This is a genomic window from Streptomyces atratus (assembly GCF_040655115.1).
Taxonomy (GTDB): domain Bacteria; phylum Actinomycetota; class Actinomycetes; order Streptomycetales; family Streptomycetaceae; genus Streptomyces; species Streptomyces atratus_D.
This window is the reverse complement of the sequence record NZ_JBFAJH010000006.1, coordinates 196,879-203,633: the sequence shown is the minus strand read 5'-3', so window position 1 is coordinate 203,633 and position 6,755 is coordinate 196,879. Positions and strand designations below refer to the sequence as shown.

3 protein-coding genes and 3 pseudogenes are annotated in these 6,755 nt (G+C 67.9%); 5 read left to right on the top strand and 1 reads right to left on the bottom strand.

The features are described from left to right. Window positions 1-569 (bottom strand): cupredoxin domain-containing protein (locus AB0I23_RS10520; RefSeq protein WP_359108834.1); only part of this gene is annotated, 569 nt, incomplete at its 3' end. 758 nt (window positions 570-1,327) lie between these two features. Here AB0I23_RS10520 and AB0I23_RS10515 point away from each other — a divergent pair. The 5 genes and pseudogenes from AB0I23_RS10515 (at window position 1,328) to AB0I23_RS10500 (ending at window position 6,625) form a co-directional block, all read left to right on the top strand. After that, complete coding sequence (locus tag AB0I23_RS10515) at window positions 1,328-2,305, top strand: multicopper oxidase domain-containing protein (RefSeq protein WP_359108735.1); 978 nt, start codon at window positions 1,328-1,330, stop codon at window positions 2,303-2,305. 276 nt (window positions 2,306-2,581) lie between these two features. Next, window positions 2,582-3,526: pseudogene (locus tag AB0I23_RS10510) on the top strand (ThuA domain-containing protein); the annotation flags it as partial. Window positions 3,527-3,532: 6 nt separating this feature from the next. Further along, window positions 3,533-5,482: pseudogene (locus AB0I23_RS10505) on the top strand (ThuA domain-containing protein); the annotation flags it as partial. Between the two features lie 9 nt (window positions 5,483-5,491). After that, a pseudogene (locus tag AB0I23_RS41655) lies at window positions 5,492-5,692 on the top strand (PKD domain-containing protein); the annotation flags it as partial. 81 nt (window positions 5,693-5,773) lie between these two features. Further along, entirely contained in the window at window positions 5,774-6,625 is an 852-nt protein-coding gene (locus tag AB0I23_RS10500; protein ID WP_436846917.1) for a 3-keto-disaccharide hydrolase, read from the top strand. Window positions 6,626-6,755: the final 130 nt, after the last annotated feature.

Sequence of the window (6,755 nt, the reverse complement as noted above, 5' to 3'; positions counted from 1 at the left end):
GACGCACCATCGAGCGAATACTCGATTCCAGCCACGCCCGACTCCGCGTCCGAAGCGGTCACCGTGACGGTCGCGCCCGACACGTAGTTTCCGGCGGAATCCTTGGTTCCGGACACTGTCGCTGACGTGTCCGGCGCAGTGGTGTCGTCGCCGGGCGCGGCGGTGACGATGAGTTCACCCGACATCATCTGGTGGCCCGGCATCGCGCAGAAGTAGCGGTAGACGCCAGGTGTGAGGGTGACTTCGGCCGTGTGCCTGCCTCCCTCGGAGTCGAAGGGGCTCGCCAGGATGTTGAGGCTGACGTCGTTGTTGTAGTCGGGGTTCGAGGCGTCGAACGTCAGGGTGTGCGTCAACCCCGTCGTGTTGCCGGTCGCCGCGCTGCTCTCGAACACAATGGTCGCCTTGCCCGCCACCGCGGTGGTGGGGGCTGACGTGTACTTCATGTAATCGTCGCCGGCCGTCCAGGTGAGCACCTGGGTCGCTGCGGTCTCCTCCGCGCGATTCACCGCCGCGTAGGCGGCCGGAACGGCCAATGCGAAAGTCGTGAAGACAACGGCCATCAGCGCCATCAGCACCGGATGCGCGCTGAATCGGTCACGTAGCGCGGATCTTGAGGGGGGCGGATCCGTCTGGGCATGGAGCAGTCTTCTGAACACCGCTGCACCTTTCGGGAATTCGCTTGTGCGGCACCGCGCAGGACTCGCGGTTCCGCCGGGTGGACAATCAGCCGCCGGGATGAGCGCGTTCGAGACGCGAGTACTCCGCTCACCGGACCGGCGCCCTGGACGGAACGGGGCGAGTGCCGCGCTGCGGTTGATCGCCCGCGCGCGACGACGGCGGGGGCCGCCGTCACTCACGCACAGGCGGCATCCGCCCCTGTCGCTGCGAGACCGCTGGCACCGCAAACCCGCGGGTGGGGTTCACGCAACCTCTTTACCATGCGGCAACGATGGGAAGTTAGCGGGTCTTTTGACGATCCGCCAAGACCTATGACGAGAATCCAACCAACTTTGACCTGAGTCTGGAAAAACTGGATGCGTGCCCGCTACGGTGTCCAGGTCCCGAGGCGAATCCCCTTCGCCCAACCGATCCGATCCCGGCCGTAGCCGGCACATCGAGCCAAGCCGGACCGCTTCCACCGGGGTCCGGCCAAGTCGGACCGTCTCCACCGGAGTCCGGTCCGACGACCGCCCCGCCTGCCTCGCGGGGCCGAACGCCCGGCGCACCACCGCGTACCGCCGTGACGGGACAGCTGCCGTCGGCGGCGGCTCACACCACGACCACGAAACGCCTTCGGGCACCTTCGCGTTTCGAGGATTGGAGAGCGATGACCGACTCAGGCGCAGGCACGAGACGCTTCTTCTCCCGGAGAGCGTTCGCCACCGGCGCGGCCGCCGCAGCGGTCGTGCCCACGGTGCTCGGCGCCACCGCCGCCGCCCCGAAGGACAAGCCCGGTGAAGGAAGCGGTAAAGGAAGCGACAAGGGCACCGTCCGCGAGCTGACGCTGTACATGGAGAACCTGCCGAACGGGCAGATGGGCTACGGCCTGGAGCCCGGTCAGGCGTCGATTCCCGGCCCCCTCATCGAGCTGACCGAGGGCGACACGATGCACATCGAGGTCGTCAACAACCTCGGCGTCGCCGCGAGTCTGCACGTGCACGGCGTGGACTACGACGTCGCCAGCGACGGCACCAAGATGAACGACAGCGTCGTCGAGCCGGGCGGCCGGCGGACCTATGTCTGGCGCACCCACGCCCCGGGACCGAACCACGACGGGACGTGGGAGGCCGGCAGCGCCGGCTACTGGCACTATCACGATCACAACGTAGGGACCGAACACGGCACGGGCGGCCTCAAGAAGGGCCTGTACGGCCCCGTGATCGTGCGCCGCAAGGGCGACGTGCTGCCCGACAAGCAGTTCACGGTCGTGTTCAACGACATGACGATCAACAACAAGGCCCACCACGACACTCCCACCTTCAAGGCCGTCCGCGGCGAGCGGGTGGAGTTCATCGTGATCACCCACGGGGACTTCTTCCACACCTTCCATGTGCACGGGCACCGCTGGGTGGACAACCGCACCGGGATCCTGCAGGGTCCGCAGGACGTGAGCCGGGTCATCGACACCAAGACCGTCGGCCCCGCGGACTCCTTCGGGTTCCAGGTGATCGCGGGTGCACGGGTCGGCGCGGGTGCCTGGATGTACCACTGTCACGTCCAGAGCCACGCGGACATGGGCATGGCCGGGATCTTCCTCGTGACCGAGGCCGACGGCACGGTCCCCGGCGGCATGCCCCACCACTAGAAGGCAACGGCGGGGTCCTGATGCGGACTCCGCCCCCGAAGCCACGCCCGTCAGGCCTGCCTGACGGCCTGACGGGCGTGTACCAGCCTGCCGCCGGTCGGTCCTCGCCCGCCAGGACCGGAGGAGCCTTCCTGCTCCGGCACCCCTCCTTCCCGGGCAGCGTGACCGCCCGCCGAAAGCCGCCCCGCCCGGCGCACACCGGACAGGGCTCCCGCGGCAGCCCTCGCTCCATCCCCTGATCACTCTTCCGTTTCCGGATCGAGTCAAGGAGCAAACATGGGCAAGAGAGACCGGTTCGCCCTGTCGAGACGACGCGGATCGCCGCCGTCACGTCCTGCGGGGACCTCTCGTCACGCGTGGCCCTGGCGCCGCGCGGTCGTTCTGCTGTCGAGCGCCGCACTGACGGTGGGGCTGTCCGGGCTGCCGGCCGTGCAGGCACAGGCGCAGCCACCCGTCGAAAGCGTCAGCCAGGACCAGGGCGCCGCCACCGACACCCAGGTGAACGTCCTGGTCTTCCACGGACCGGCCGCCAAGCAGGACGACCCGGTCAACAAGGCCACGGCGGCGATCGAGAACCTCGGCGAGAAGAACGGGTTCAAGGTCGTCGAGTCCGAGGACGCGAGCGTGTTCAACACGGCCGACCTCGCCAAGTACCGAGGGGTGGTGTTCCTGTCGGCCGACGGCGTGACGCTCAACGCCGAGCAGGAAGCCGCGTTCCAGTCGTACATCAACAACGGCGGCGGCTTCGTCGGCGTCCACGACGCCGCCCGGGCCCAGTCCGACTCCTCCTGGTTCACCGGGCTGATCGGCACCCGCCCGGCTCTGGGCCTCCCCGACCCCGAGAAGGTCGTCGACAGCGCGGTCAACGGGGACAACCCGCCGAACGAGACCAAGGACAAGCTGTTCGACGGCAAGAACGACACCAAGTGGCTGGCCCGTACGCCGACCGGCTGGGTCACCATGAAGCTGGACAAGCCCGTCGCGGTGGTCAACTACGCGTTGACCTCCGCCAACGACTTCACGGGACGGGACCCGAAGGACTGGAAGCTGCAGGGATCGACGGACGGCGAGGCCTGGAAGACCCTGGACACCCGGACCGGCGAGACCTTCTCGTCGCGGTTCCAGACCAGGCAGTTCCAGTTCACCAACAGCACGGCCTACCAGCACTACCGGCTGGAGATCACCGCCAACAGCGGTGAGCCGCTGATCCAGCTGGCCGAGCTGCGGCTCTTCAGCGCCAACCCGACGCCCCCGCAGGATACCAAGGTCCAGCAGGCCGTCGTCGATGTGACGGACCGTCAGCACCCTGCCAACAAGGGCCTGCCGCTCAACTGGACCCGATCCGACCAGTGGATCAACTGGGACCCCAACCCGATCGGCAAGGTCCACACCATTGCCCAGGTCGAGGAGGGGAAGTACAAGCCGGGGCTCAGCGCCAACGGCCCGTTCCACCCGATCTCGTGGTGCCGGGACTACGACGGCGGTCGGTCCTTCTACACCGGCATGGGCCGCACCGAGGAGAGCTACACCACCGACACGAAGTTCCAGAGCCACCTCCTCGGCGCCATCGAGTGGACCACCGGTATGGTCCGCGGTGACTGTCAGGCGACCATCGCGTCCAACTACACGACCGAGCGGCTGACCGCCCAGAACCAGGCGGGGCAGCTCGACCAGATCGGTGAGCCGCACGGACTGACCATGGCCCCCGACGGCAAGGCCTTCTACATCGGCAAGGCCGCCTGCCCGTCCGGCCCGATCAGCTCCTGGAACGACCCCAAGGTCGGCCTGGGCTGCGGCACCATCCACCAGTGGGACCCCAAGACCAAGAAGGTCAAGCTGCTCACCACACTCGATGTGATGGGCAACCGGGGCAGCGGTGACGAGCTGGTCAAGAACGAGGAAGGCCTCGTAGGCGTCACCCTCGACCCGAAGTTCGAGAAGAACGGGTGGATCTACATCTACTGGATGCCGCACGAGTCGATCGACCGCGACAAGCGGATCGGCGAGCGGACGGTCTCCCGGCTGACCTACGACTTCGCGACCGAGTCCATCGACCAGGGCACCCGCAAGGACCTGCTGCACTGGGACACCCAGATCCACAGCTGCTGCCACGCCGGTGGCGGCATGTCCTTCGACAAGGACGGCAACCTCTACATCGGCTCCGGTGACAGCAACTCCTCCGGCGGCTCCAGCGGCTACTCCGGGAACAACTGGACCCAGGACTACAAGGGTCTCTCCTTCCAGGACGCCCGCCGCACCTCCGGCAACACCAACGACCTCAACGGCAAGATCATCCGCATCCACCCCGAGGCCGACGGCACCTACACCATCCCCAAGGGCAACCTCTTCCCGCCGGGCACGGCCAAGACCCGCCCCGAGATCTATGTGATGGGTGTCCGCAACATCGCACGGCTCTCCATCGACCCGGTGCACAACTGGCTGAACGCCGGCTGGGTCGGGCCGGACGCGGGAGCCCCGAGCCCCGAGCTGGGCCCGGCCAAGTACGAGACGGCCACGATCATCACCTCCGCGGGCAACCAGGGCTGGCCGTACTGCATGGGCAACAAGCAGCCGTACCGCGACCGCAGCAACACCGACGCCAATGTGCTCACCGGCTGGTACGACTGCGACCACCTCAAGAACGAGTCGCCGCGCAACACCGGCCTGGTGGACATCCCGCCGGCCCGCGACAACATGATCTGGTACTCGCCCCAGGGCGGCGGCCCGGTCTTCCCCAAGCGCTCCGACGGCAGCGGTGTCCCGAGCTACGTCGACAGCGAGGCCACCTACACCCAGCCGTACCTCAAGGGCGGCGGCCAGGCCATCATGTCCGGTCCGACCTACCACCGCTCCCAGGTGGACACCAAGAGCGGCGTCGCCTGGCCGACGTACTGGGAGGACAAGTGGTTCATCGGTGACGAGTCCAACTCCAACAACCGGGTCGCGGTGACCGTCGACCCCGACCGGGTCAAGGACGCGGGCGCGCCGGCCTTCGGCGAGGACCTGCGCAGCATCATCGCGCCCGGCAGCGGCTCGACCCAGCTGCAGAGCTGGATGGACGCCAAGTTCGGTCCCGACGGCGCGCTGTACATGCTCGACTACGCGGGCGGTTTCTTCAGCCTGCACTCCAACCAGAAGCTCATCCGCATCGCCTACAAGGGTGGCCCGGCCACCCCGAAGCCGCAGGACGCCGGGGCGCGCGTCATCACCCAGAGCAAGCCCAAGACGGTGGCGTTCTCCGGTGCCAAGGCCGGCGGTGTGGCCTGGGAGTGGGACTTCGGTGACGGCAGCGCGCCGTCGCACGAGGCCAACCCCACGCACACCTACGCCGACTACGGCACGTACCACGCGAAGGTGACGGTCACCTACGCCGACGGCGAGAAGGCCACCGCGACGTTGGACGCCGAGGCCGGCTGCCCCGCGCCCGACGCCCGTCCGACCGTCAAGCTGCTCGACACCGACACCGGCGTGGCCAACCACCGCGCGGGCGGCGGCTGCACCGTCAACGACCTGATCGACGACGAGGCGTCCTGGCCGAACCACGGCGAGTTCGTCAGCCACGTCAACGCCGTGGTCAACGACCTCCGCAAGGAGGACGTCCTCGACAACCGCGAGTCGGCGGCGATCAGCAAGGCGGCGGCGCAGAGCAAGATCGGCAAGGTCGCCGGGTACCAGCCCCTCTTCGACGGGACCGCGGCGAGCCTCGCCGACTGGCGGCAGGCGGGTGCTGGGAAGTTCTCGCTCCTGCCCGACGGCACCATGCGCAGCTCCGGCGGTATGGGCATGCTGTGGTACGCCAAGCAGGAGCTCGGAGACTTCTCGGTCCGGCTCCAGTTCCGGGACGTGGCTCCGGGTACCGGCAACGCCAACAGCGGGGTCTTCATCCGGTTCCCGGACCCGCGGACGCCGCTGGCCGACCGCCCGGCCGGCAGTTGCGGGACGGTCGGTTCGGCTCGCACCGCCCCCGAGTGGGTCGCCATCTACTGCGGTCAGGAGATCCAGATCTACGACGGGGCCACGGGCGAGGCCCAGAAGACCGGCTCGGTGTACAACTTCAAGCCGGTGGGCCTGGACAAGGCGGGGGTGACCCCGAAGGGCCAGTGGAACGACTATGAGATCCGCGCGGTCGGGCAGCACTACACGATCATCCGCAACGGCGTGGTGATCAACGAGTTCGACAACACGCCCGGCAAGTCGTCGTCCCGGGCGGGTGACCCGCCCACGGACCTGCGTCAGTTCCTCAGCGGGTACGTGGGGTTGCAGAACCACGGCAACAACGACCTGATCGAGTTCCGCAACATCCGGGTGCGGAACCTGTAGTCGCGAGCGGTCAACCCGAAGCGTGACTCCGGGGGAGGCCTACCCCCTCGGACACTCGCTGTAGCGGCACGGAAGCGAGGGCCGCGGCCTTGAGGTCGCGGCCCTCGCTGCGTGTTCGTACCTGACTGAT

What these genes read in the sequence shown, in the direction of transcription:
- AB0I23_RS10515 (WP_359108735.1), top strand. Translation starts at nt 1,328, where the DNA reads ATGACCGACTCAGGCGCAGGCACGAGACGCTTCTTCTCCCGGAGAGCG.